The organism is Listeria sp. MAN/IMW/UF464 (assembly GCF_058683955.1).
In genome coordinates, this window is the sequence record NZ_JBZWZP010000002.1 from 162,597 (window position 1) to 185,009 (window position 22,413).

Consider the following 22,413-nt stretch of genomic DNA (forward strand, 5'->3'; position numbering starts at 1 on the left):
ATGGAGATAAAGATTCTTCATTAGAAAATAAATTCTAATTAGGAGGCAATATCAATGAGCGAAGATAAAGGTATGAAAGACAAAGCAAAAGGACTTAAAGACAAAGTAGTAGGTGACGCAAAAGACAAGTTCGGTAAAGCAACAGATGATAAAGGCAAACAAGTAGAAGGTAAAGCTCAAAAAGCTAAAGGTGAAGTAGAAGATAAAACGGGCGACGCTAAAAAGAAATTATCCGAATAAGTTAAAAAACAGGCTTGAAATTTTCAAGCCTGTTTTTTTGTCAATTAATGGCAAAAGGTTTTGTTCCAAACGAGATAGGTTTATGCGGAGTCAGATTCAGCCTTCAATAAAAAAACACTTTGTTTAGCCTATTAATTAGGCTAGAACAAAGTGTTTTTTATTTTTCAGCTAGGTATTTAATTTTATCAGGGACGTTTTTGATTTTTTTATAGTTAACAACCATTTTGTTTTCGCCGATTAATACTTTAAACTGGTCATCTTTAGCTAATTTCTTTTCAGAATAGAATGTAATGTTTTTTTGTTTTCCTTTATCATCATAGACTTTGGAAACATATTTATAACCTTTAAATTGATTTTTTGTTACAGCTTTACCATTTTCTTCTACTTTAAGGTAATAGGATTTGACTGCGGCATCGGTTGGCATCGCATACTCCCAAATAGCACAGACAGCTAGAAGAACTGCCGCTAACACCATCAAAACTCTTTTTTTAGTAAACATTTCTCCCTCATCCTTCCTTTGCTTTATTACATTAAGTTTACAATGAATACAGAATAATATCCTGTTTGTTAACTAACAATATCCTCATGTAACCTTACAATTTTGTCAGAATGGTGACGAAATCGAATCATAAGTTTGTGAAGTTATAAAAAACAGTTTTTTTACCTACTAAATGTAGAAATGAAGAAAAAAATAGACACTATAAGTAGTGGCTTTTTAAGAGAATAAATGTGCAAGAAAACACATGAATTCACTCGAAAAATTTTTTTATTTGCTAAAAACCTTGTTGTAATCGTCGTTTTGGAGATTTCACAGATAAAATCAAAGCACTATATCTTGCATTCACAATGAAAAAGTTATACTATATATAGTATCGAAAGCGAAATATTGCTTCATCGCCTTTTAACTTTTATTGAGGGGAATTTGCTCCTTTAAAAGTTAATTTTTTTGCTCCATGGAACGACCATAAATAGTTCAGCGGACGAATGAAAAAGCGCAAAATGAATCAGATATTTTTACAACGAGGAAAAAAGGATGAAATGGGGATTGCAAATGACAACTTACATAGTAAAAGACGGGGGAAACAGAAAGCTACCTTTTGACAAAAGCCGATTGGATGGATATTTAGAGAAAATCCATGAAGAATTTCCAAAACTTGATTTAGAAGATTACAAACGTAAGGTTTTTAATTTTGTTGAGAAGAAGGAAGATTATGCGGCTGACGAATTAGTTGATTATCTAATTAGGGAAGCAGAAGCTCGTACAGATATTCATATTCCTGAATGGGAACATTTCGCGGCACGTCTTTATTTAAATAAATTATATAAAAAAGCGAGTAAAAATCGTTTTTATAATGACGATGATAAATATGGTTCATACGTTGGACTTCAAGAAAGTTTAGGCGAGCGTGGTATTTATTCTGGTAATATCCTAAAAAATTATTCTAAAGAAGATTTAATTGCTGCAGGGAAATTAATTGACCCTGAAAAAGATAAATTATTTACTTATAATGGTTTGTATTTACTTGCGACACGTTATTTAGCAACTGACTCCGAACGTAATGTGTATGAGTTGCCACAAGAACGCTGGTTAACTATCGCACTTTATTTAATGCAAAACGAACCAAAAGAAAAGCGTATGAAGCTAGTTGAAGAAGCTTACTGGGCGCTAAGTAATCTATATATGACAGTTGCGACTCCGACACTTGCAAACGCTGGAAAAGTTGGCGGACAATTGTCTAGTTGCTTCATTGATACAGTAGATGATAGCTTACAAGGGATTTACGATAGTAATACAGACGTTGCTCGCGTTTCTAAGCACGGCGGTGGTGTTGGAGCATATCTTGGTTATGTTCGTTCAACAGGAGCTGCTATCCGCGGCGTAAAAGGCGCAAGTGGTGGCGTTATTCCTTGGATTAAACAATTAAACAATACCGCGGTTAGCGTAGATCAATTAGGTCAACGTAAAGGCGCGATTGCAGTTTATTTAGATGTTTTCCATAAAGACATTGAATCTTTCCTTGATTTGCGATTAAACAATGGTGACCAACGTTTGCGCGCACATGATGTGTTCACTGCGGTTTGTATCCCTGATATTTTCATGGAAGCTGTAGAACGTCGCGGCGAATGGTATTTATTCGATCCACATGAAGTAAAAGCGAAAAAAGGCTGGTACCTACAAGATTTCTACGATGAAACAAAAGGAGAAGGTACTTTCCGCGAAAAATATGACGAATTAGTAGCTGATGAAACAATCAGTAAAAAAATCGTTAAAGCAATTGATATCATGAAACGTGTCATGATGAGTCAATTAGAAACAGGGAATCCATTCATGTTTTACCGTGATGAAGTAAACAGAATGAACCCAAATAAACATGAAGGCATGGTGTATTCTAGTAACTTGTGTACTGAAATCATGCAAAATATGAGCCCAACAAAAATGATTCAAGAAATTATTTCTGGAGATCAAATCGTCATTACAAAACAAGCGGGAGATTTTGTTGTATGTAACTTATCTTCTGTTAACCTAGGTCGTGCGGTTGTTGCTGAAGAAGGTACTTTAGAACGTTTAATCGAAGTAGAAGTACGCATGCTAGATAACGTTATCGATTTAAACGAACTACCAGTACCGCAAGCTACTATTACAAACCAAAAATACCGTTCTATCGGACTTGGAACATTTGGTTGGCATCACCTGCTTGCTCTTAAAAATATCGCTTGGGACTCAGAAGAAGCTGAGAAATATGCCGATGAATTATATGAACAAATTAACTATTTAGCTATTCGCGCTAGTAACAAATTAGCTCAAGAAAAAGGTGCTTATAAAGTCTTCAAAGGCAGCGACTGGAACACTGGAGAATATTTCGCACGTCGTAACTATAACTCACCTGAATGGCAAGAATTAGCGAAAGACGTAGCAGAAAAAGGCTTGCGTAATGCTTACCTTGTAGCTGTTGCACCAAATATGAGTACTGCGCAAATCGCTGGTTCAACTGCTTCGATTGATCCAATTTACAGCGCATTCTATTATGAAGAGAAAAAAGACTATCGTCGTCCAGTAATTGCACCGGACTTAAACCTAAGCACATACCCATACTACGAAAAAGGTGCTTACAAAGTTGACCAATTCGCAAGTGTTCGTCAAAACGGTCGTCGTCAACGTCACGTAGACCAATCACTAAGCTTTAACTTCTATGTACCAAGTGGTATTAAAGCAAGTAAACTACTTGAACTACACATGACTGCTTGGAATGAAGGACTTAAAACAACTTACTATGTCCGCTCCAACGATATTGATGTTGAAGAGTGTGAATGGTGCTCAAGCTGATAAATCTCTAAAACATTTTATCAATAACACAATAAGAAAGGGAGGGCTTGCCTAGATGGCTAACCAAAAAGAACAACTGACACGTATTAAAATTTTAGAACCTTTATTTCCTAATCGTTCTACTTCAATCATAAACGGAGAAACTAGCGGGATTTTAAATTGGAACGACATCCCGTATCCTTCTTTCTACCGTGCGTATAAAGAACTTTCTACTAACTACTGGATTCCAGATGAAGTAGATATGAAAAGCGATGCAAAACAATATCCCGCTCTTTCAGAACAAGAAAAATATGCTTTTGATGCAATTATTGGTTTGCTAGCAACACTTGATTCGCCGCAAACACGTTTTATCTATAACATTGCGGAATACATTACCGATCCAGCAGTTCATGCGAATGCAGCGATTATCGCGCAACAAGAAGTTATCCATAATGAAAGTTATTCGTATGTACTTGCTTCTATTACAAATTTACAAGAACAAAATCGTGTTTTTGAACTTGCGAGAACACATCCGACAATCATCAAACGTAACGAGCCAATCATGGACGCATATGATGATTTCATGAATAACAAAACCGGCGAAACACTTGTAAAAGCTTTAATTCAATCTTCTATTTTAGAAGGAATTAATTTCTATAGTGGCTTTGCTTACTTCTACAACCTAGTTCGTCAAAATAAAATGACAGGAACAGGGAAAATCATTAGCTTTATCAATCGTGATGAACTAGCTCACTCGAAGTTCATTTCAGAAGTAATCCGGGCAATCCTTGGGGAAAACCCAGAATTACAAACAGAAGAGCTAGTAGAATATACGCATGATGCTTTCCGCCACGCTGTTGAACTTGAAACAGAATGGTCTGAAGAAGTACTACAAGGTATTGAAGGTATTGATGTGGAAGAAATGGTTGACTACGTGAAATATCGTGCCAACAAAATGCTAGGAATGCTTGGTATTCCTGAACTTTATCCAGGACATAGTGATAACACAATGACATGGATTAAAGCCTACGCAGATAACTTTACAGAAACAAAAACCGACTTTTTCGAAATGCGCAATTCAAGCTATAAAAAAACGAATATGGATAACGGATTCGACGATTTATGAGAATCTTGTTAGCCTATGATTCTCTAAGCGGCAATACGAAAATGGTGGCTGATGAAATTGAAGAGATTTTGATAAGCGAAGGACATGAAGTTGTGTCCTTTCGCGTATCTCCTCTAGCCGAGTATCCGCTTGATGAGGATTTTGACTTGTACGTGTTGGGGGCATGGACAGTCGATTACGGAAGAACACCGCCAGATATGAAAGATTTTATCGCGGAACTAGCCGTTAAGCCCAAGAATGTAGCCATTTTTGGCACTGGGGAAACACAATGGGGTATGGAGTTTTATTGCGGGGCTGTTGACCGAATGGCAAAATACTTCGGCACAAGCTACCCAACTTTAAAAATAGAGCAAATGCCACACACAGAACAAGATGTGGCTGATATAGACAATTGGGTCAAGAAAATTTTAGCGTTAAGGAGTGGAATCAAATGACAAGTATTGAAATTAAATCACCTGAAGAGTTCCAAGCTCATATTAATGGGGAAGAATTAGTATATGTAGATTATTGGAAAGATAATTGTCCTAATTGTAAAATGCTTGATCTTTCGTTTGCTGAATTCAAAAACTCTGAAATCGCAAGCAAAGTGAAAGTATTAAAAGTAAAATTAGAAGAAATGGGCGAAAACTTCTTTTTTGATCGTGATGTACAACAAACGCCAACACTTGTACTATACAAAGGCGGCGAAGAAATCCACCGTTTAAACGGATTTATCCCACCAAACAAAATTGAAGAAGCAGTTTCATTAAACGCATAATTTAATGAGTAGCAAGTCTCCTTATAAATAGGCGGCTTGGTGCTCATTTTTTTATAAGAGTTTGAACTATTTTTCACAAATAAATTCTTCTAAAGGAGCTAAAACAGTGAGACAACTACAAGATGAAATTACTGCTTTTCTAAAAGAACGTGATTGGCTAGATCAATACAATCATCCAAAAGATTTAGCAATTTCGTTGTCACTTGAAGCAGCAGAATTACTTGAATGCTTTCAGTGGAAAACAGATGAAATAGCGCTAAAAGAAAATCGGGAAGAACTTTTAAAAGAAGTAGCTGATGTGCTTATCTATGCTCTTCAAATTGCAGAAAGTATGGGAGTGGACGGCGAGGAACTTGTTCGAATGAAATTAGCAGAAAATCGTATGAGAACTTGGCCGAAAAAATAGAAAAAAAGCTGCTTTACCAAATAATGATAAAGCAGCTTTTTATTTTAATAGGAATAAGAACGTTTACGGCGTTTTTTGGAACGAATCATTGTAAAAATTCCTGCTATAACTAAAATAATAGAAATGATACATACACCAAAACCGATAAGTCCGGTAATGCTAAACGAAAAGCCAAAACCAATCAAACCAATCAGAAGTAACACTAAGCCAGCTAGTTTCATTTGAAAACTCCTTTCAGAAATCTTATCTCTATTATATAGGAATTATCTGAAAAAAATAAGACTTTAAAGATAAAAAATTTTTAAAGATGAAATGCATTGATAGAGCACCAGTTCGCATAAGTTGGAAATAGTCAAGACTGCAAAGGAAAAAAATTATCTGTTATAGTAAGAAAGTGAGAGAAGCAAGGAGGAAAACATATGGATTTTAAAGAGTATCAAATTTTAGCAAATAGAACTGCTGCAACACACGAACAGGCACTAACAAATTACGGACTTGGTATTACTGGAGAGGCCGGTGAAGTTGCCGATTTGATTAAGAAATATGCTTTTCATGGACATGATTTAGATAAGGAGTCTCTAACAAAAGAGCTAGGAGATGTACTTTGGTACGTATCGCAAATTGCTAAATGGGCAGATATAAGCATGGAAACAGTAGCAGAATTAAATATCGAGAAACTAAAGCGTCGTTATCCTCAAGGTTTTTCAAAAGAGCGAAGTAAGCTCCATATCGATTAAAAAAACGTTTGTATTTAAGAAAATTAATTTTCCTAAAATACAAACGTTTTTAGTTTTTTAGTGAGCTAGAAAACCTGCTAAATAGCGTATAAATTACATATTGGATAATCGAAAAGTAAAAGACAAAATTCCAAAATGGCCAGTGAAAAACACTTAACATAATTTGCAATGAATCAATTGGCTGCGTAAGTAAATGGATGGAATGTAAACGAGAGAACCGTCCAATGTATATCGCATAACTAGATAATAAAATTAACCCAATCAAAAGTAATTGATAACTTAGTAAACTAGTCCAATTAAATCGTCTTCTTATTTCAGCAAGCATTTTTGCGAAAGACCAGAATCCAATAAATAATCCAAAGAACACACCGACGATAATATAAGTGAAATGTCGCCATAACCAAGGTGCTGTTGAAAGTATTCCTTCTGCCCCGTAAATTTCTAAACGTTGTAAATGAAGTAAATCAGTTAAAAGATACGGTGCATTTGGGAAAAATACTAGCCAAACAACTCCTAGTGGCCAAAAAATCCACCAGACGCGAGGTTTTTTTGTGAGAAATACAGCTATTTCGAAAGGTATATAAGCAAGCCCGACATTTAAAATTAGAAAAGTGTAAGTATCTGCAGTGAAATGCAGCACAAGAAAGTATCCGAGTAAGAACGCTCGGCAAGTCCAAATTGCTTTCGTCATGAAATAGTCACCTCGTGTTTGCTATTGTATCACAAATCGAGGTGACGAGGACATCTTAACCTGCTAAATGAAACAAAAGTACTAAAGCTAAACCAAATGCTGAAAGGAAAACAGAACCGATTAACGCCGCAGCAAAAGGTTTTCCACCCATTTTTCCGAACGATGGTAAGTGGACATTTAAACCAAGTCCGCCCATTGACATAGCAATGAGGAAATATGCACAGATGACAAGAAAATCGGTTACAGATGTTGGAATAATTCCAAAGCTATTAATTGCACTAGTTGCTAAAAAGCCGAAAATAAACCATGGTACAGGAAGTTCAGCCCATGAAAAGCGATTTTTAGTCCCAGCATTAACCATTTTTGCGACAACAAAGCAGACTGGAACAAGTAAGGCTACACGTGTTAGTTTAACGATAACCGCCATATCGACAGCAGATGAGCCGCCTGGATCTGCAGCTGCAATAACGTGGGCAATTTCATGAAGTGTAGCACCTGCAAAAATCCCATAACCATCTGGTCCAAGTGGCAGAATTGGATAAATCAACGTATAGATAACGGTGAAAATAGTTCCAAGTAATGCAATAATCGTAGCAGCGACAGCCGTTTGGTTGTTATCAGCTTTTACTTGTGGAGAAATCGCAACTACTGCAGCCGCACCACAAATCCCCGTACCACAAGCGACCAAAATAGCTAGTTTTTTATCCACTCCAAAAAGTTTAGCTAAGAAATAAACAATAGTAATACCAAAGCTTAGGCATAAGGCAGCAATTAGAAACACGCGCCAGCCAGCATGATAAATATCAACTAAGTTCAAGCGAAAACCAAGTAAAATAATCCCGGCACGAAGAATGACCTTGTTGGAAAACTGAATACCAGTAAACCATTTTTCCGGAACTGGGAAAAGTGCACGAATGATAATACCAATTAAAATAGCAGTTACAAGTTGTCCGAGAATCATTAAAAATGGCAACTTCGCTAAAAAATAAGATAAGGTAGCAATACAGAAAGTAAGCGAAATACCATACCAAAAAGTCTTCGTTTTAAATAAAATTTGACTCATATTCATCCCCCTTTCGTTTATACTTTTACTTTACCATTCCTGATTTTATTAGTAAAATTTATATTAATTATATTATTGATAAGTTATTTTTATGGAGGTGTTACGATGGATGAGGCATTAAGAACATATATCCGAGTAGTAGAATTACAAAGTTTTACAAAAGCAGCTGAAGAATTACATATTTCGCAACCCGCAGTATCATTGCAATTAAAGAAATTAGAAGAGCTTTACGAAACAGAACTTATTTACAGACAGGCTAAAAAGTTTATTTTAACAGCAACAGGAGAAATTTTATACCACCGTGCCAAGCAATTAGAAGGACTATATAAACAAGTGGAAGATGAAATAAGTTTATATCACCATCATTTAAAAGGTCGGCTTCGCATTGGTGCTAGTTTTACGATAGGAGAGTATTATCTTCCAGAAGTGATTGCGAAGTTTCATGCCCTTTATCCGGATATTACAATAGAACTTATCATTGAAAATACCGCAAAAATTGCTGATAAAGTTGAACTTCTTCAAGTGGACACAGGGCTGATTGAAGGCCAGGTTAGTAAGAAAGATTTGGAGATAAGTGCTTTTTCGGATGATGAAATGTGTATCGTTGGTCGAGCAGATGGTTCGCTTACAGAAATCGAGCAAGGGGCGACTTGGATTGCGCGAGAAGAAGGTTCAGGAACGCGTGAATATTTGGATCATGTATTAAGTACCAATGGCTGGAACGTCGCTGAAAAAGTTGTTGCCTGGAGTAATATGGCAGTCAAACAAATGGTTCTTGAAGGGATGGGCTACACAGTTATTTCTAAGTGTGTTGTTCAAGCAGAAATTACAGCGGGAAAACTGCAGACATTTAATGAGGCTGGGAGCTTAATGCGGAAGTTTTCGGTACTAAAAAACAGACAAAGACTTGAAAATCGAATTGCTGAAACCTTTTTAACATTTTTAAAGGAAAATCGGTAAATAAAACTAGCTTTTTAATTAACTAGTGATTACAATGAGAAAGAATACATTTTAGAAAGGGAGAAGCAATGAAAGAATATTTTATAGATCGTTCCTATAAGGCTTCTATGGGGATTGCGAATGCGGTTCTTGTAACGCTTGGAATTGGACTTCTTTTGCAGACAATTGGGCAGATGACAGGAATTTCGTTTCTTGTAACAGTTGGCGCAATTGGTAAAACGATGTTAATTCCAGGAATTGGTGTTGGTATTGCGATGTGCTTGCACGCGAATACGCTTGTGACGATAAGTGCGGCTGCATCTGCTGTTATTGGCGGCGGGGCAGTGGCGACGTTAGCTGGTGGCGGAGTTGCTATTACTAGCGGAGAACCAGTCGGAGCTATTTTGGCTGTTATTGTTGCAGTTTGGACTGGAAAAAGAGTAACTGGGAAAACAAAATTTGATATGATTTTAATTCCTGGTGTTTCCCTTCTTGCAGGCGGGGTAAGCGGTATTTTATTTGCAAAGATTATGGCGCCGATTTTGGCTTCTGTAAGTCTTGGAATTAGCTCGTTAATTGGTGGCTCACCGCTGATTTCATCAATGGCTATCGCTTTTGTGTTTGGACTACTTATTCTTAGCCCGGCTTCCTCTGCTGCGCTCGCAATTGCACTTCAACTGGATCCAACAGCAAGTGCTGCGGCGTTGATTGGTTGTTCGGTTCAATTCGTGTCATTTGCGGTATTAAGTTACCGAGATAATAACTGGGGCGCATTTTTTGCCCAACTTATCTGTACACCAAAATTACAAACACCCAATATCATTAGAAAACCTAGCCTTATGTTAGTACCACTACTAACAACACTGATTGCTGGACCTCTTGGCGTGATGGTATTTCACATTCAAGCCGCAAGTGAAGTCGCTGGTCTCGGATTATGTGCCTTTGTTGCACCACTTTATTTAATAGCAAATTACGGATTCAGCACACTGGCTGCTTTTATTTTGGTAGCAGTTGTCTTGCCAGGTGTTATTGCACTTATTGTCAGACCGTTTCTTATTAAAAAGGAACGCCTCAAAACAGGTGATTTAACGATTGAATTGCAGTAAATTCAGGTAAAAAGTAGGGCTGTATAGTCCTACTTTTTATGTTGCAAAGATAACTATACATATTGTCGTTATTTTTTCAACATGTCAGCTAATTTCTTCTGTTACAACTATCTTTCTTGTAACAGAATGTACACATTTTTTTCGGAAAAATCATATCTAAATGGAATTTTTTCGTGTAAAATATAACATTGTAAGCAATCAAAATTAAAGAGGTTCAAATTATGGAAAAAAGTGGATTTGTTGCAGATCCTATATACGCAGAAATCAAGAATGAGATTATAACTAACACTTTGGAAAATGGCGATAAAGTGGACATAGAAGACATCATGAAACGATTTCAAGTCAGCAAACGAGTAGCTTTTGGTGCGCTCCAATGTTTACATAAAAGTGGTATTATTTGCAAAAACTCTGGAGAAAAAGGTTTTTCAGTGGCAATTCATAGTGAAGCTGAGCATCGCGAAAAATCTCGTTTAAAGTTAGCTTTTTTTCATCTCAATTATGCGGTACAAAAACTTCAAGAAAAAAACGCAGAAGTATGCGCAACGTGTCTTCGTAACGAGTTAGTTTATATTAAGCTAGCTGCTAGGGAGCAGGATATAAGTGTATTTAGTAATCACGTGAAAAACTTTTATGGTTGTATGATTCACTATACTGGAATGCCAGCACTTGAAAAAAATATCGATATTCTTAACCAGACAATTTTAAATATGAAGGATAACAATGAAAAATTGTGTTTTGAAGCTTTTATGATAGATTTAGCAGACTCACTAGAACAGTTAGTGCTCTCTTTAGAAGCGAAAGATTTTGAAAAATGCCACTTAGTCATTCAAAAATTCTACGATAAAAATATCTCAATCTTATTTTCCTAATCGAAAAACCCCGTATGGCAAATTCGCCACACGGGGTTTTTCTTTTCGGATGAGCTTGTCTTGCCACTCATCTGATGGGCCGGACCATGTCTGGATGTTTCTGAATAAACATACAACATTCGGAAAACGGTGAGGCATTTTCAAACAAGTAGGCGAATTCTTTGTCTTGCTACTTACTTCTCAAGATATTCTAACTTACGAATAAATGAGCGCCCGTAACTTGCTTAAATAGTGGCCATGAATGATACGATACTTTATTCGCTTATTTACCAATATAGTGAGGATAAAAAATATTGATAAACGAGCGACGTAACGAAATTCCGTCTTCCTACAACTAAGTTAGCGTAAAGTCCTTGACGCGGCGTATACTCCTCGCCTTCCTCCTGTAAACTAACCATAGTTGCTTGACACTAAAATCCTTCACCAGACGTTTTGCCGGCATATGACAAAGCTGAGAAAAAAATCAGCTTGTACACCAAGTTTTTGTCATTCGCATCACCTTTTTTTTGTTCGTTGTACTCTATATATAACCGTTCTAAAAAAATGTAAACGCTTTATTCTAAAAATGGTTATAAAGTCATAGTTGTAGTCTTAAATAGGGTCTTTTGTCAGAGGAAATAAGCCATTAAAATATCGTCTACATATTTATCTTGAATAATAAACTCTTTTTCGAGTCGACCTTCTTGTTTAAAACCATTTTTTTCATAAAAACGAATCGCCTTTTGGTTAATTGACAGTACCCGTAGCGAGATTTTTATAAAACCTTTTTCGCGTGCGACTTCTTTCATTTTGTCCATTAAAAGTTGACCGATGCCTTCGCGTTGATAATCTGGGTGAACGGCAATATCTATCTCTACTACATGTTTATTGGAGGGCAGTGGGATAGGCGATTTATAGCCGAGAATGCCAATTATTTTTTCATCTTTTTCAACGACTATTTTGGAGCCAGGTGGATTCTTTAATAAAAATTCAGCTTCACTATCGAAATGGACATCACCAGGAGTCGTCCCAGGCGTCCAAACTAAATGTTCTAATTCAATCATTGAGGCCGAGTCTTTTCTTTTAGATAGTCTGATTTGCATAATTTACCAACTCTCTTTATTTTCTTTTCGCGTAGGAAAGGGAGGTTTTCCAAGTTTTCCATAGGCCGTCATTACTGTAAAGCAGCACATTTCCTTGATAAAGACGAACAGTTAAGAAAAATGCCCCAACGACACTTGCGACTAAAATTGCTAATGAACTAAAAATACCAACCGTTGAAACAGATAATAAGTCCATCCGCGCTAACATCATCATCGGTGAAAAAGTTGGAATATACGAGCCGATAATAACAAGTAAATTGTCCGGCGCATTAGCAGCTGCAATGGAACCCCAGTAACCAATAATAGCGAGAATTGTCATTGGATAAATGAACTGAGCTACTGTTTCTACATTTGGCACCATCGATCCGATCATTGCTGCGAGTAAAATGTATAACAGTAAACCTAAAATAACAAATACTAAGTTTAAAACAAGATAGTAAGCTGGAAAAACAGCAATTTGATCTAAAACATTTTGGACCATATCCGTATTTCGTCCAGCAATAAGAACGACAGCTCCGCAAACAACATAAAAGCCAATTTGGGTAAGAAGCATGAAGATAATGGCTGTTAGTTTAGCAAATAAGTGCGTTCTAGCAGATACACTTGATAAAATAACTTCCATTATTCGTGTGCCTTTCTCTGTCGCGATTTCAGAAGCAACAATATTTGCATAACTCATAACGAAAATAAAAATAACAAGTGTTAAAATCAATACTGCTGCGCTCATAACGTCTTTTTCATGGTTAGTCAATTGATTATTTGATTCTAAATCATTTGTCACAGAAACAGGAGAAGTAATTGATTGTAATTGCTCATTGGTGATTTTATAGGCGGCCGCTTTTTCAGCAATCTTTGTTGCGGTGAGGTCTTCTGTTAAACGGGTTAAAACGTCTTGTCCTGCTGTTTCTTGCGTGGTATAAACTGCGCTAACCGTGTCATTTTTTTGTGTAATAGAGACGAATCCGTCAATTTTGCCGTTTTTTAGAGCGGACTGAGCGGATTTTTTGTCTTTAATGTCAGTATTTACTTTAAAATGGCTCTTGTCTTTAGCGAGCGACTGGGCGAAAACCGGATCATCAGAGAGTACAGCAATTTTTGTCATAGTTTTAGTAGAGTCGAAATAGTCTACCATTTTTGGAATACCAGCAATTAATGCGGCAATTAAAACAGGAAACAAAAGTGAAATTAAAAAGGATTTGGTTTTGACACGTCTTTTGTAAACTTGCTTTGTTATCACCCAAAATTTACTCATTAGATTCACCCGCTTTCCATTTGAAAATTTCTTCAAGCGTTGGAGCTTGGAGGCTGAAAGTTTGGATGAAGCCATCCTTTGTCACATATTCAAAAATCTTTTCTGCATCTGTTTCGTTAGCAATTTCAAGTTGGAGAACGCCGTTACGATGCTGTTGGACATTTAGCACACCAGGCAAAATAGCTAGTTCTTCTGCCGTATGAGTAGATTCAATTAAAATACGTTTGCGACCAAAAACAGATTTCACGGATTCAGTCGTACCTTGAAGCACCGTACTTCCTTTTTTCAGCATTAAAAGAGAATCACAAAGTTCTTCCACATTTTCCATTCGGTGACTTGAGAATATAATCGCTGCTCCGGATGCACGCAGGTCGAATACAAACTTTTTCAAAATCTCTGCATTAACAGGATCCAGCCCGCTGAATGGTTCATCTAAAATAACTAGTTTAGGTTGATGAATGATCGTGCTTAGAAGTTGTATTTTTTGTTGATTTCCTTTGGATAATGTTTTAATTAAGTCCGTTTTTTTACCGACAATTTCTGCGCGTTCCAACCAGTTATCGATTTCTGCTTTTATTTTTTGCTTCGGATAACCTTTTAGTTCAGCAAAAAAAATTAATTGTTCTTCAATCGTAACGTTAGGATATAAACCACGTTCTTCTGGTAAGTAGCCGATGATATTTGGATCAATTCTGCTTACTTCCTTACCATCCCAAGTGATTTTTCCTGAAGTTGCTTCTAAAAAATGTAAAATTAGCCGGAAAGTAGTTGTTTTACCAGCACCATTTTGACCAATTATTCCGAGTATTTTCCCTGGTTCTACTCGAAAAGATAAATCATTAACTGCGATTTTTTCCCCAAACTTCTTCGTAACATTATGTAGTTCAAGTGTCACAAAAGCACCCCTTTCTGAGTCTTCTCAAATTTCATTATACGGTTTTACTAGAAGATTGTCTTCTTAAAAGGGAAGTTTATTTCTAAAGCTACGTTCACAATCTTTGCCAAAAAATTGTCTAGTGTAGTGGACATAACTTGTTGTAACCGTTTTCTTTTATTTGTGTATAATAGACCGTAGAGGGAGGTGATGAAATGCTTCTAACCAAAACGGAGCGTGCATTAATTAACTTATTTTTAACGAAAAATGATTTTTTAACAGCGAATCAACTTGCTCTAATGCTCGAAGTTTCCTCTAAAACAATTTACCGTAAAATTAAAAATATCAATAGCGCCACTGATGAAAAAGAGATTATTATTTCGGAAAAAGGCCGCGGTTACAAACTAAATTATAAAGCATATATTCAGGCGAAATTAGAAACAACCAGTGATATTTTCGGTTATACACCATCCGAGCGTCGTGAAAAGATTTTACTTCAAGTATTGTTTAAATCACCTAAGTACTTAAATATTGCCAAACTATATGAAGGTTATTACGTTGGTTATAATTCGATAAAAAATGATTTTACGCTTTTAAATCAATCTATCGAGAAATACCATTTAGCTCTTGAAAAAAAGCAAAAAGAAATCCGTGTTGTTGGTACAGAAGAAAACATTCGTATCGCAATCAATGAAGTCATCAACAACTTAGACTTATCTAGTTACGACGATTTAAAGACAGAATACAGCAATCTCAATAATGCCGATGTACAGTTTATCGTTAGGCAAATGGAAATTATTGAAAATAAGTTAATGATTAGCATTCCGTATCCGTATGATATTAATATTTTTTCCCATTTGTACATTCTAATTAATCGTTTTCGCCAAGGAGAAGTGGAAGATTTTGACGAAACAAACGAGACTTACTTAGTGACAAATGAAAAATTGCATACTATTGCTGTAGAAGCCATTGAATCAATCGAACAATACTTAAAAATGAAATTACCTAAGCGTGAAACATTCAACTTTTTACAATACTTAATATCTTCTCGGTTTAATCATGAAATTGAATTAATCTCGAGTAATGTTTTACCAATCGTGGAGGAAATGACTGATTTTTATATTAATCAAGTTGCCGCGAAAATCGATATGCCTATTAATAAAAAGCAATTAAAAATCGAATTACTTAGTCATATGAAGCCAATGGTGAACCGAATGAATCATCAAATAAACATAAAAAACAACTTATTAAGCGATATTAAATTAGAGTACGGACAACTGTTTGAAATTATTAAAGAAACTGCTCGGGATGTTGCGGAGACGTTCAGGTTGAATACCATATCAGATGATGAAGTCGGTTATATAACGATATATTTCGCCAAACACATAGAAGAGTCCCCTCTTGTAAAACGAATTATTATTATGTGTTCAAGCGGTATCGGAACGTCGGAACTTTTAAAAGTAAAGGTCCAAAAAGCTTTTCCAGATGTCGAAATAGTAGACGTTTTATCATCTACTAGATTCAAAAATAGCTTGCAAGACTATCAGAATATTGACTTTATTCTAACAACAATCAACGCAGAAAGTACAAAAGAAATCCCTTCATTACTTGTAAGCGCGATGTTTACAGAAAAAGATAAAATGATGGTGAAAAAATTGATGGAAAGTTTATAGGAGGCGAATCGATGGATATTCAAGAATTAGATATAAGCAAAGTAATAAGTCCAGCACTTGTAAATTTAGAGTTACAAGCAACGACAAAATTAGAAGTAATTGAAGAATTAACAGATTTACTTGTCGAAACAGGTGCAGTAGCGGACAAAAAAGCTTTTATAGCGGATGTGTTGTACCGCGAAGAAGAAGGTAAAACGGGGCTCGGGGAAGGTGTAGCAATTCCACACGGGAAATCAGCAAGCGTCATAAATACGTCCATTGCTGTCGGTAGAACAAAAACCCCGGTAGAGTGGGAGTCGCTTGATGATAAACCAGTCAATATCATTATCCTTTTCGCTGTGAAAAATTCAGATGCTACGACAACACACATTAAGCTGCTTCAAAAAGTAGCGATTTTACTCGCAGATGATGAGGTGATAAGTCAGTTTCAAACTGTCCCAACAAAAGAAGCTTTTATTAAATTGTTAGCAAAAAACCAAGATTAGGAGGAGTTTGACATGAATATTATTGGAATTGCTGCTTGTACATCAGGAATTGCGCATACGTATATCGCAAAAGAAAAACTAACGAAAGCTGGTATTGCACTTGGACATACTATTCATATTGAAACACAAGGAACAATTGGGATTGAAGACGAACTTTCAGCAGAGCAAGTAAAAAATGCGGATGTCGTTATTATCGCAGCTGACATTAAAATTAGTGGCAAAGACCGTTTTAAAGGGAAGCGTATTGTCGAAATACCCACAGACTTAGCGATTAAAGCACCAAAACAAATTATTAATAAAATAGACAACGAAATAAATAACTAGGGAGTGAACTGGCATGATGAAAAAACTGCAAATCAAAAAACATGCACTTACAGCGATTTCGTATATGTTACCGTTAGTTGTTGCCTCGGGGTTACTTATTGCCATTGGAAATTTAACAAATGGGCAAGTGATTGAAAACTATAAAGCACCGTATTCTGTTCCAGATGCACTCGTTTCTCTCGGTGTTCTTGGTATGGGATTACTTGCGCCAGTTATTGCAGGAGCGATCGCCTATTCGATAGCAGATAGGCCAGGGATTGCTCCTGGATTGTTAATGGGACTTATCGCCAACTCAATTGGTGCAGGGTTCTTGGGTGGAATGCTCGGCGGGTACTTAGTAGGTTATTTTGTACTAATACTAGTGAAATATTTAAAAGTACCAAAGTGGGCACAAGGTTTAATGCCAATGATGATTATTCCGCTTATTAGTAGTTTAGTTATTGGATTGCTAATGTATTTTGTTGTAGGTGTACCAATCGTTTGGGCCACGGAGGCGATGACAAGCTTCTTACAAGGAATGCAAGGAAGCATGCGATTTGTTTTCGGAGCAGTGCTCGGTGCTATGGCGGCATTTGATTTCGGTGGACCGGTAAATAAAGTAGCTTCTTTATTCGCGGATGGATTACTGCTAGAGGGAGTTAAAGAACCAGAAGCCGTAAAAATTCTAGCTTCGATGGTACCGCCATTTGGAGTAACTCTATCTTGGGTAATCTCGAAATTAATTAAAAAGAGAAAATATACAAAATCAGAAGAAGATAATATCAAAATCGCTTTTCCAATGGGAATTTGTATGATTACAGAAGGCGTTATTCCGATTGCTGCCGTTGATCCGATACGCGTCATTATTTCTTGTACGCTTGGGGCTGCAGTTGGCGGAGGACTTAGTATGACATGGGGTATTGGCTCACCAGTACCATCAGGCGGAATGTTTATCGTCCCAGCAATGAACGAACCAATTTTATTCTGCTTGGCACTATTGATTGGAACTTGTGTGACCGCAGCAATGCTACTAATCTTAAAACGAGAACCAACAAAAGAAGAAGAGTTAATTGCAGATCAAGCTATAGAAGAGGAAGAAGTCGATTTGTCTGGAATTAAAATTTCATAAGGCGAGGAGATATAAAAATGTATGTTTCGATGAAAGGGATTTTAAAGCGTGCAAACGAAGGGCGTTACGCTGTCATGGCAATTAATTGTTTTAATTTAGAAACAGCGCGTGCGGTCATTGATGCCGCTCAAGAACTCCGTGCACCAATTATTATTGACTTGCTCCAAGATCATTTAACAAGCCACTTAGGAAGCCGTTTTTTAACGAAACCTATTATAAAAATGGCAGAAGAAGCAAGTGTAGAAGTAGCGATTAACTTAGATCACGGGCAGGATGTTGCCATCGTAAAGCAATGTTTAGAAGATGGTTTTTCAAGTGTGATGATGGATGCTTCCAGTTATCCTTATGAAGAAAACGTTGCAATTACGAAAAAAATGGTCGAATTTGCAGAAACTTATAACGCTAGTGTTGAAGCCGAAGTTGGAAATATTGGCGCGGTGACAGGAGAAAATTATACAAATCAAGCTATGTATACGGATCCTAAAATAGCTATCGATTTTGCTAACAAGACTGGAATCGATGCGCTCGCAATTTCTTATGGCTCTTCGCACGGTGATTATCCAGAAGGGTTTACGCCCGCTTTTCAGTTTGACATTGTTCGAGAAATTAAAGCCGCGACTAATATGCCACTTGTTTTACACGGAGGTTCTGGTTGTGGTGAGGAAAACATTTTGGAATCCATTCGGCTTGGTATTAATAAAATCAACGTTGGCTCAGACTTCATGAAAGCTCAAGTCGATAAAATAAAAACTAATTTAGAAGAAACGCCAACGATTAATTATGTCGACTTAATTAGCGATACGATTGCAGCTGGCAAAGAAGTTGTGCAATATTATATTCAATTATCCGGTTCTACTGGAAAATCACTTTAAAAGGAGAAATGAACACATGTTAGTAAATATGAAGCAATTATTAGAAGTAGCCAAAGAAAATAAATTCGCGGTAGGAGCATTTAATGTAGCCGATAGTAATTTTTTACGCGTAGTGGTAGAAGAAGCTGAAAAAAACAATGCTCCAGCGATTATCGCCGTGCACCCAACAGAACTTGATTTTACAAAAGATGATTTTTTCCAGTATGTTTTAGCACGAATTAAAAATAGCCCTGTACCATTTGTCCTTCATTTGGATCACGGTGATAATATGAGTGATGTGATGCGAGCTGTTCGCTGTGGTTTTAGTTCTGTCATGATTGATGGCTCACTATTACCATTTGAAGAAAATATTCGCGTAACAAAAGAAGTCGTGGATGTTTGCCACCGATTAGGCGTTTCCGTAGAAGGAGAGCTTGGAACTATTGGGAAAACTGGTAATAGTATTGAAGGTGGCGTTAGTGAAATTATTTATACGAAACCGGAAGAAGCGGAAGAATATATTTCGCGAACAGGTGTCGATACGCTCGCTGTAGCTATTGGAACGGCTCATGGGATTTATCCAAAAGACAAAGAGCCTAAATTACGCCTCGATATTTTACAAGAAATCAAAGACCTAGTTAATATACCGCTCGTGCTCCATGGTGGCTCGGCAAATCCTGACGCTGAAATTGCTGCAGCAGTTAAAATTGGAATTCAAAAAGTCAACATTTCCAGTGACTATAAATATGCTTTCTATAAAAAATGTCGCGAAATTTTAAGTACAACGGAATTATGGGATGCTAACGCGATTTATCCAGACTGTATTGATGCTGCAAAAGCAGTGGTAAAATATAAAATGGAACTATTCCAGTCTGTTAATCAAGTGCAAAAGTACCAATTAGCAGGTACAGCAGCTTGGCGGAGTGACGAAATCTAAACAGAAAAAACTAAGAGTAGCTACTACTCTTAGTTTTTTTCTATAATATTGCGAGTAAAGCTTCTGCATCAATCAATTCTTGTAGCTTTTGGACATCATTAATGCGCCAAGGCTTTTTTTGTGATTCTAAAATCCCTTTTTCACGTAGATTACTAAGCACTTTGGATGTGTAACTTTTTGAAGTGTTCGAGTTGTCAGCAAGGATTTGATAGGTTAAAAATTTAGGCAACTCGACTGCTTTTTCAGAAACACGTAAGCCGTAATCAATCATCGTATTTAAAGAAAAATAAATACTTTCGCGGGAACTTAATTTTTCTTGGACAGCGATGATATAAAGCCTTCTTCGCGTTTCAGCAAGTTGATGTAGCATTATGTAATTTCTAGGGTCTTCTAATTCCATCATTTCCTTGAAAAATTGAAATTCGATTTTCCACCAAACTACATCTGTTAGCGCTATTAGCATCATGTGTTTAGGAATATCCTCGGTATATACAGGGAGATGGGGAAAGGCGCCTTTTTGTAAGATATAAGAGAAGTTATGTTTATTCGTCCCTTCAAAAACAAGTTTCATAAAGCCATCTTCTATTATGTAGATATATTTTCTTCTTTTGTCAGATGTAATAACGGTTTCTTTCGGGAGGCGTTCTTGGATACAATATTTATTAAAGCCAGGACTTTTTTTTAGTAATTTAAGTATATTATTAATAGAAGTAAATTGATCCAACGTTTCTTTCAAATACATATGACTTCCCCCTTTTTACCTTAAATTCCCTTATTATTCTACAGTAAACGTAATCATAAATATTCTTGTAGGAGCATATTTTCCACAGAATAACCTTCATAAAAGAACAATTTGGCTAGCTACAAATATTCATAAAAGGTTCATAATTAGCTGGAAAAACAGGTGAAAACTACAATATTAGTCAAAAATAGTATTCAGTTAAATACTATTTTTGGCTTAAATATCAAAGTAATAATTTTGAACAAATTTAGGCGTTATCTAACAAGGAATATAATATAAATATCAAGAAAAACAGAGAAAATAATTTACTTAGTGAATAAGTTTTAAATGTGACGAAAAAGTCAAAAATAGTTGCTAAAAGGTGGAAGTTTGGTTTTGTTGTTGGGTTTCTTTTAAAAGTGTTTGGTAGTATCATCACTTGTAAGAAGCCACTCATCGCATTGTAAAACTATTTGCTTAAGACACAAAATAGAAATGAGATGACAAGACATGCAATCGCTATTTGAAGATTTATATAGTAAAAAAGTATTAGAAGAAGAATTTGGTTATAAACGATTTTTACAAACTTTAATTGATAACAGGATCCCGTATAAAAAAACAAAAATTTCAACCAATACAATTTTATTAACAGAAGATATTATAAATACAAAGGTTTACTTTATTGAAAAAGGGATTGTTTCATTAGAAAAGGAGAAAAATATAGTAAGCTTTCTAGGCTCCAACCAAATTGCTGGGTTAAATGACTATTTTATGGCGGAAGCTAATGTCTATACAGCAAAAGTCATCGAAACGGTTACAGCGTATGAATTCGATAAGGAGGATATCTTTTGTTCGATTATTGGGATGCAAGAGGGGTGGCTCTATTTATATCTTAATAATCGTAATCATGAAAATGTTTTAATCACGAAATGCAACTTAATGCGTGGGAATGGAGAAAGTCGATTAAGGGAGTCTTTAGAACAATTAGGGAGTTTTTTTGGAACAGAAAAAGAAGGCGTGGTTCGTATTCCAAAGTGTTTTACAAGGAAGTTAATTGCTAATTACGCCAACCTTTCAGTACGCTCGGTTACACATTTGTGTGGAAAACTGATAGAAACTGGTTTTTTAGCAGAAAATTCGAAGTCTTTTATTTTGTTAAAAAATTACGAAGGCAGCTGCAGTAGAATTCGAACTAAAGCAACATCTACGTAGTGAAACGAAAAAATCATTTAGCATTGTTTAAATGCTAAATGATTTTTTTGTATAAAAAAACAAGAAAAGAATTCTTTTCTTGTTCATTAAGGATGAGCCGTGCTGGGTTCGAACCAGCGACCCTCTGATTAAAAGTCAGATGCTCTACCAACTGAGCTAACGGCTCTAAATATGACTGGGCTAGCTGGATTCGAACCAGCGCATGACGGAATCAAAATCCGTTGCCTTACCGCTTGGCTATAGCCCAATAATAGAAAATGGTGGAGGGGAGTGGATTCGAACCACCGAACCCGAAGGAGCGGATTTACAGTCCGCCGCGTTTAGCCACTTCGCTACCCCTCCGCTATAAAATGCCGACTGCAGGAATTGAACCCGCAACCTACTGATTACGATTCAGTTGCTCTACCAGATTGAGCTAAGTCGGCGAAGAATCGCTCTCTACTGGCAAATCGAAATCTCTTGCATAATTAATTCTTTAAAACAGATACTAATACATGATATAACATTTTTAGTATTTTTACCAGCTTTTTTTTCAAAAAAATGAAATTTATTTTTCAAGCTGCTTTTTTTGATTAAAAGTGACCCGTACGGGATTCGAACCCGTGTTACCGCCGTGAAAGGGCGGTGTCTTAACCGCTTGACCAACGGGCCATTTA

At 36.3% G+C, this 22,413-nt stretch carries 25 protein-coding genes and 5 tRNA genes; 17 read left to right on the plus strand and 13 right to left on the minus strand.

The features are described from left to right. Positions 1 to 54 precede the first annotated feature (54 nt). Positions 55 to 240: a CsbD family protein gene (locus tag AC4PG0_RS08015; RefSeq protein ID WP_003722282.1), complete on the plus strand. Its 186-nt coding sequence runs from the start codon at positions 55 to 57 to the stop codon at positions 238 to 240. Positions 241 to 397: 157 nt separating this feature from the next. Here the strand turns inward: AC4PG0_RS08015 and AC4PG0_RS08020 are convergent, their stop codons facing one another. Next, on the minus strand, positions 398 to 739 hold the full coding sequence (locus tag AC4PG0_RS08020) for a YxeA family protein (RefSeq protein WP_045552838.1): 342 nt from the start codon (positions 737 to 739) through the stop codon (positions 398 to 400). Positions 740 to 1,273: 534 nt separating this feature from the next. Between AC4PG0_RS08020 and AC4PG0_RS08025 the strand changes: the two genes are divergently transcribed. The 5 genes from AC4PG0_RS08025 (at position 1,274) to AC4PG0_RS08045 (ending at position 5,833) form a co-directional block, all read left to right on the plus strand. Further along, positions 1,274 to 3,565, plus strand: a complete 2,292-nt coding sequence (locus AC4PG0_RS08025; RefSeq protein ID WP_070276927.1) for a ribonucleoside-diphosphate reductase subunit alpha — start codon at positions 1,274 to 1,276, stop codon at positions 3,563 to 3,565. A 55-nt stretch (positions 3,566 to 3,620) separates the two neighbouring features. Then, complete coding sequence (locus AC4PG0_RS08030; protein ID WP_003724573.1) at positions 3,621 to 4,670, plus strand: ribonucleotide-diphosphate reductase subunit beta; 1,050 nt, start codon at positions 3,621 to 3,623, stop codon at positions 4,668 to 4,670. Next, positions 4,667 to 5,104 carry a flavodoxin gene (locus tag AC4PG0_RS08035; protein ID WP_160466196.1) on the plus strand — a complete coding sequence of 146 codons (438 nt, stop codon included), beginning with the start codon at positions 4,667 to 4,669 and terminating at the stop codon, positions 5,102 to 5,104. The genes AC4PG0_RS08030 and AC4PG0_RS08035 overlap by 4 nt, the downstream gene beginning before the upstream one ends. Then, positions 5,101 to 5,427 (plus strand): thioredoxin family protein, encoded by a 327-nt coding sequence (locus AC4PG0_RS08040; RefSeq protein ID WP_003722276.1) that lies wholly within the window; start codon positions 5,101 to 5,103, stop codon positions 5,425 to 5,427. Before AC4PG0_RS08035 ends, AC4PG0_RS08040 begins: the two co-directional genes overlap by 4 nt. Positions 5,428 to 5,533: 106 nt before the next feature. Then, complete coding sequence (locus AC4PG0_RS08045; RefSeq protein ID WP_492167704.1) at positions 5,534 to 5,833, plus strand: nucleotide pyrophosphohydrolase; 300 nt, start codon at positions 5,534 to 5,536, stop codon at positions 5,831 to 5,833. A 44-nt stretch (positions 5,834 to 5,877) separates the two neighbouring features. On the opposite strand, the gene AC4PG0_RS08050 is transcribed toward AC4PG0_RS08045, so the two are convergent. After that, entirely contained in the window at positions 5,878 to 6,054 is a 177-nt protein-coding gene (locus tag AC4PG0_RS08050) for a hypothetical protein (RefSeq protein ID WP_003722274.1), read from the minus strand. A 198-nt stretch (positions 6,055 to 6,252) separates the two neighbouring features. Here AC4PG0_RS08050 and AC4PG0_RS08055 point away from each other — a divergent pair, with 198 nt between their 5' ends. Next, entirely contained in the window at positions 6,253 to 6,570 is a 318-nt protein-coding gene (locus tag AC4PG0_RS08055) for a nucleoside triphosphate pyrophosphohydrolase family protein (protein WP_003763449.1), read from the plus strand. 49 nt (positions 6,571 to 6,619) lie between these two features. On the opposite strand, the gene AC4PG0_RS08060 is transcribed toward AC4PG0_RS08055, so the two are convergent. Further along, a complete protein-coding gene (locus tag AC4PG0_RS08060; protein ID WP_003769741.1) occupies positions 6,620 to 7,261 on the minus strand; it encodes a DUF1361 domain-containing protein in 642 nt (213 codons plus the stop codon). A 55-nt stretch (positions 7,262 to 7,316) separates the two neighbouring features. After that, positions 7,317 to 8,324 carry a YeiH family protein gene (locus AC4PG0_RS08065; RefSeq protein ID WP_492167703.1) on the minus strand — a complete coding sequence of 336 codons (1,008 nt, stop codon included), beginning with the start codon at positions 8,322 to 8,324 and terminating at the stop codon, positions 7,317 to 7,319. 105 nt (positions 8,325 to 8,429) lie between these two features. Between AC4PG0_RS08065 and AC4PG0_RS08070 the strand changes: the two genes are divergently transcribed. The 3 genes from AC4PG0_RS08070 to AC4PG0_RS08080 all read left to right on the plus strand — a co-directional run bounded on the left by AC4PG0_RS08070 (position 8,430) and on the right by AC4PG0_RS08080 (position 11,238). Next, on the plus strand, positions 8,430 to 9,284 hold the full coding sequence (locus AC4PG0_RS08070) for a LysR substrate-binding domain-containing protein (RefSeq protein WP_003767899.1): 855 nt from the start codon (positions 8,430 to 8,432) through the stop codon (positions 9,282 to 9,284). 68 nt (positions 9,285 to 9,352) lie between these two features. Continuing rightward, the gene (locus AC4PG0_RS08075; RefSeq protein ID WP_185354611.1) at positions 9,353 to 10,369 is read left to right on the plus strand and encodes a PTS sugar transporter subunit IIC; all 1,017 of its coding nucleotides are present in this window, start codon (positions 9,353 to 9,355) and stop codon (positions 10,367 to 10,369) included. A 221-nt stretch (positions 10,370 to 10,590) separates the two neighbouring features. Continuing rightward, positions 10,591 to 11,238: a GntR family transcriptional regulator gene (locus AC4PG0_RS08080; RefSeq protein WP_492167702.1), complete on the plus strand. Its 648-nt coding sequence runs from the start codon at positions 10,591 to 10,593 to the stop codon at positions 11,236 to 11,238. Positions 11,239 to 11,846: 608 nt separating this feature from the next. Here AC4PG0_RS08080 and AC4PG0_RS08085 read toward each other — a convergent pair. Genes AC4PG0_RS08085 through AC4PG0_RS08095 form a run of 3 tightly spaced genes read right to left on the minus strand, consistent with a single transcriptional unit; the run spans position 11,847 to position 14,467 of the window. Beyond that, positions 11,847 to 12,320, minus strand: coding sequence for a GNAT family N-acetyltransferase (locus AC4PG0_RS08085; RefSeq protein WP_033532828.1), 474 nt, complete (start codon positions 12,318 to 12,320; stop codon positions 11,847 to 11,849). Positions 12,321 to 12,336: 16 nt separating this feature from the next. Then, a complete protein-coding gene (locus AC4PG0_RS08090; RefSeq protein ID WP_033532829.1) occupies positions 12,337 to 13,572 on the minus strand; it encodes an ABC transporter permease in 1,236 nt (411 codons plus the stop codon). Next, positions 13,565 to 14,467 (minus strand): ABC transporter ATP-binding protein, encoded by a 903-nt coding sequence (locus AC4PG0_RS08095; protein ID WP_003763442.1) that lies wholly within the window; start codon positions 14,465 to 14,467, stop codon positions 13,565 to 13,567. Before AC4PG0_RS08095 ends, AC4PG0_RS08090 begins: the two co-directional genes overlap by 8 nt. A 194-nt stretch (positions 14,468 to 14,661) precedes the next feature. On the opposite strand from AC4PG0_RS08095, the gene AC4PG0_RS08100 reads away from it, so the two are divergent. The 6 genes from AC4PG0_RS08100 to AC4PG0_RS08125 are packed head-to-tail and all read left to right on the plus strand — an operon-like array spanning position 14,662 to position 19,824. After that, a complete protein-coding gene (locus tag AC4PG0_RS08100; RefSeq protein WP_492167701.1) occupies positions 14,662 to 16,119 on the plus strand; it encodes a BglG family transcription antiterminator in 1,458 nt (485 codons plus the stop codon). An 11-nt stretch (positions 16,120 to 16,130) separates the two neighbouring features. Further along, positions 16,131 to 16,604 (plus strand): PTS sugar transporter subunit IIA, encoded by a 474-nt coding sequence (locus AC4PG0_RS08105; RefSeq protein ID WP_003769729.1) that lies wholly within the window; start codon positions 16,131 to 16,133, stop codon positions 16,602 to 16,604. A 12-nt stretch (positions 16,605 to 16,616) separates the two neighbouring features. Beyond that, positions 16,617 to 16,928 carry a PTS fructose transporter subunit IIB gene (locus AC4PG0_RS08110; protein WP_045553931.1) on the plus strand — a complete coding sequence of 104 codons (312 nt, stop codon included), beginning with the start codon at positions 16,617 to 16,619 and terminating at the stop codon, positions 16,926 to 16,928. A 16-nt stretch (positions 16,929 to 16,944) separates the two neighbouring features. Further along, a complete protein-coding gene (locus AC4PG0_RS08115; RefSeq protein ID WP_077918186.1) occupies positions 16,945 to 18,036 on the plus strand; it encodes a PTS fructose transporter subunit IIC in 1,092 nt (363 codons plus the stop codon). Between the two features lie 17 nt (positions 18,037 to 18,053). Continuing rightward, positions 18,054 to 18,908, plus strand: a complete 855-nt coding sequence (locus AC4PG0_RS08120; RefSeq protein WP_492167700.1) for a class II fructose-bisphosphate aldolase — start codon at positions 18,054 to 18,056, stop codon at positions 18,906 to 18,908. Positions 18,909 to 18,924: 16 nt separating this feature from the next. After that, positions 18,925 to 19,824: a ketose-bisphosphate aldolase gene (locus AC4PG0_RS08125; RefSeq protein WP_003769725.1), complete on the plus strand. Its 900-nt coding sequence runs from the start codon at positions 18,925 to 18,927 to the stop codon at positions 19,822 to 19,824. 40 nt (positions 19,825 to 19,864) lie between these two features. Here the strand turns inward: AC4PG0_RS08125 and AC4PG0_RS08130 are convergent, their stop codons facing one another. After that, the gene (locus AC4PG0_RS08130; protein ID WP_010991081.1) at positions 19,865 to 20,566 is read right to left on the minus strand and encodes a Crp/Fnr family transcriptional regulator; all 702 of its coding nucleotides are present in this window, start codon (positions 20,564 to 20,566) and stop codon (positions 19,865 to 19,867) included. 489 nt (positions 20,567 to 21,055) lie between these two features. On the opposite strand from AC4PG0_RS08130, the gene AC4PG0_RS08135 reads away from it, so the two are divergent. After that, on the plus strand, positions 21,056 to 21,757 hold the full coding sequence (locus AC4PG0_RS08135; RefSeq protein WP_153648668.1) for a Crp/Fnr family transcriptional regulator: 702 nt from the start codon (positions 21,056 to 21,058) through the stop codon (positions 21,755 to 21,757). A 93-nt stretch (positions 21,758 to 21,850) separates the two neighbouring features. On the opposite strand, the gene AC4PG0_RS08140 is transcribed toward AC4PG0_RS08135, so the two are convergent. The 5 genes from AC4PG0_RS08140 to AC4PG0_RS08160 all read right to left on the minus strand — a co-directional run bounded on the left by AC4PG0_RS08140 (position 21,851) and on the right by AC4PG0_RS08160 (position 22,408). Then, positions 21,851 to 21,923 (minus strand) — tRNA-Lys (locus tag AC4PG0_RS08140). Between the two features lie 9 nt (positions 21,924 to 21,932). Beyond that, positions 21,933 to 22,004 (minus strand) — tRNA-Gln (locus AC4PG0_RS08145). A gap of 11 nt (positions 22,005 to 22,015) precedes the next feature. Continuing rightward, positions 22,016 to 22,099: transfer RNA gene (locus tag AC4PG0_RS08150), tRNA-Tyr, on the minus strand. Between the two features lie 9 nt (positions 22,100 to 22,108). After that, a tRNA-Thr gene (locus tag AC4PG0_RS08155) sits at positions 22,109 to 22,182 on the minus strand. A 154-nt stretch (positions 22,183 to 22,336) separates the two neighbouring features. After that, positions 22,337 to 22,408 (minus strand) — tRNA-Glu (locus AC4PG0_RS08160). Positions 22,409 to 22,413: the final 5 nt, after the last annotated feature.

Coding starts and splice junctions, on each gene's coding strand:
- AC4PG0_RS08015 (WP_003722282.1), top strand. CDS start 55: ATGAGCGAAGATAAAGGTATGAAAGACAAAGCAAAAGGACTTAAAGAC.
- AC4PG0_RS08020 (WP_045552838.1), bottom strand. CDS start 739: ATGTTTACTAAAAAAAGAGTTTTGATGGTGTTAGCGGCAGTTCTTCTA.
- AC4PG0_RS08025 (WP_070276927.1), top strand. CDS start 1,274: ATGAAATGGGGATTGCAAATGACAACTTACATAGTAAAAGACGGGGGA.
- AC4PG0_RS08030 (WP_003724573.1), top strand. CDS start 3,621: ATGGCTAACCAAAAAGAACAACTGACACGTATTAAAATTTTAGAACCT.
- AC4PG0_RS08035 (WP_160466196.1), top strand. CDS start 4,667: ATGAGAATCTTGTTAGCCTATGATTCTCTAAGCGGCAATACGAAAATG.
- AC4PG0_RS08040 (WP_003722276.1), top strand. CDS start 5,101: ATGACAAGTATTGAAATTAAATCACCTGAAGAGTTCCAAGCTCATATT.
- AC4PG0_RS08050 (WP_003722274.1), bottom strand. CDS start 6,054: ATGAAACTAGCTGGCTTAGTGTTACTTCTGATTGGTTTGATTGGTTTT.
- AC4PG0_RS08055 (WP_003763449.1), top strand. CDS start 6,253: ATGGATTTTAAAGAGTATCAAATTTTAGCAAATAGAACTGCTGCAACA.
- AC4PG0_RS08060 (WP_003769741.1), bottom strand. CDS start 7,261: ATGACGAAAGCAATTTGGACTTGCCGAGCGTTCTTACTCGGATACTTT.
- AC4PG0_RS08065 (WP_492167703.1), bottom strand. CDS start 8,324: ATGAGTCAAATTTTATTTAAAACGAAGACTTTTTGGTATGGTATTTCG.
- AC4PG0_RS08070 (WP_003767899.1), top strand. CDS start 8,430: ATGGATGAGGCATTAAGAACATATATCCGAGTAGTAGAATTACAAAGT.
- AC4PG0_RS08075 (WP_185354611.1), top strand. CDS start 9,353: ATGAAAGAATATTTTATAGATCGTTCCTATAAGGCTTCTATGGGGATT.
- AC4PG0_RS08080 (WP_492167702.1), top strand. CDS start 10,591: ATGGAAAAAAGTGGATTTGTTGCAGATCCTATATACGCAGAAATCAAG.
- AC4PG0_RS08085 (WP_033532828.1), bottom strand. CDS start 12,320: ATGCAAATCAGACTATCTAAAAGAAAAGACTCGGCCTCAATGATTGAA.
- AC4PG0_RS08090 (WP_033532829.1), bottom strand. CDS start 13,572: ATGAGTAAATTTTGGGTGATAACAAAGCAAGTTTACAAAAGACGTGTC.
- AC4PG0_RS08100 (WP_492167701.1), top strand. CDS start 14,662: ATGCTTCTAACCAAAACGGAGCGTGCATTAATTAACTTATTTTTAACG.
- AC4PG0_RS08105 (WP_003769729.1), top strand. CDS start 16,131: ATGGATATTCAAGAATTAGATATAAGCAAAGTAATAAGTCCAGCACTT.
- AC4PG0_RS08110 (WP_045553931.1), top strand. CDS start 16,617: ATGAATATTATTGGAATTGCTGCTTGTACATCAGGAATTGCGCATACG.
- AC4PG0_RS08115 (WP_077918186.1), top strand. CDS start 16,945: ATGAAAAAACTGCAAATCAAAAAACATGCACTTACAGCGATTTCGTAT.
- AC4PG0_RS08120 (WP_492167700.1), top strand. CDS start 18,054: ATGTATGTTTCGATGAAAGGGATTTTAAAGCGTGCAAACGAAGGGCGT.
- AC4PG0_RS08125 (WP_003769725.1), top strand. CDS start 18,925: ATGTTAGTAAATATGAAGCAATTATTAGAAGTAGCCAAAGAAAATAAA.
- AC4PG0_RS08130 (WP_010991081.1), bottom strand. CDS start 20,566: ATGTATTTGAAAGAAACGTTGGATCAATTTACTTCTATTAATAATATA.
- AC4PG0_RS08135 (WP_153648668.1), top strand. CDS start 21,056: ATGCAATCGCTATTTGAAGATTTATATAGTAAAAAAGTATTAGAAGAA.